Annotated in this window: 2 protein-coding genes; both read left to right on the plus strand. The window is 72.0% G+C overall.

Annotated features, from left to right (window positions below; all coding sequences use genetic code 11):
* A partial coding sequence (locus tag LQR33_RS24080; RefSeq protein WP_331282879.1) for a putative PEP-binding protein occupies positions 1 to 372 on the plus strand: 372 nt, incomplete at its 5' end.
* Positions 369 to 797: PfkB family carbohydrate kinase (locus tag LQR33_RS24085; RefSeq protein ID WP_231470757.1), on the plus strand; the 429-nt coding region annotated here is incomplete at its 3' end. The genes LQR33_RS24080 and LQR33_RS24085, both read left to right, overlap by 4 nt.

Consider the following 797-nt stretch of genomic DNA (forward strand, 5'->3'; position numbering starts at 1 on the left):
GACTTCTTCTCCATCGGCACCAACGACTTGACCCAATACGCGCTGGCGATGGACCGCCAGCACCCCGAGCTGGCCGCCGAGGCCGACAGCCTGCACCCGGCCGTGCTAAGGCTGATCCGCCAGACCGTGCAAGGCGCGGCGGCGCACCAGCGCTGGGTAGGCGTCTGCGGCGGCATCGCCGGCGATCCGCAGGGCGCGGCCGTGCTGGCCGGCCTGGGTGTGGATGAGCTGTCGATGAGCCCGCACGACATCGCCGCGGTGAAGGCCACGCTGCGCCGCCACAGCCACGCCAGGCTGCGCGATCTGGCCGAACAGGCGCTGGCCTGCGACAGCGCCGAGGAAGTGCGGCAGCTGCTGGAGGCGCTGGCATGAACGGCGCCATCCACACCGTCACCCCCAATCCGGCGTTGGACCAGACCGTGACCCTGGACGCGCTGCGGACGGGCAGCGTCAACTTGGCGCGCGCCGCCCACGTCAACGCCGGCGGCAAGGGCGTCAACGTCGCCTCCTGCCTGGCCGACTGGGGCCTGCCGGTCCATGTCCACGGCCTGCTCGGCCGCGGCAACAGCGGCCCGTTCGAGCAGTTATTCGCCGACAAGCGCATCAACGACCGCATGCTGCGGGTGGCCGGCGCCTGCCGCGTCAACATCAAGCTGGCCGATCTGGAAACCGGCGACACCACCGACATCAACCTGCCTGGCCCGGAAACCGGCGAGGCCGAGTTGGCCGCGCTGGCCTCCGGCCTCGCTCACGTCGGCGCCGGCGACCTGGCCGTGCTGGCCGGCAGCCTGCCGCCC

Origin of the sequence: Chromobacterium piscinae (assembly GCF_021129175.1) — a bacterium.
Lineage (GTDB): Bacteria > Pseudomonadota > Gammaproteobacteria > Burkholderiales > Chromobacteriaceae > Chromobacterium > Chromobacterium piscinae.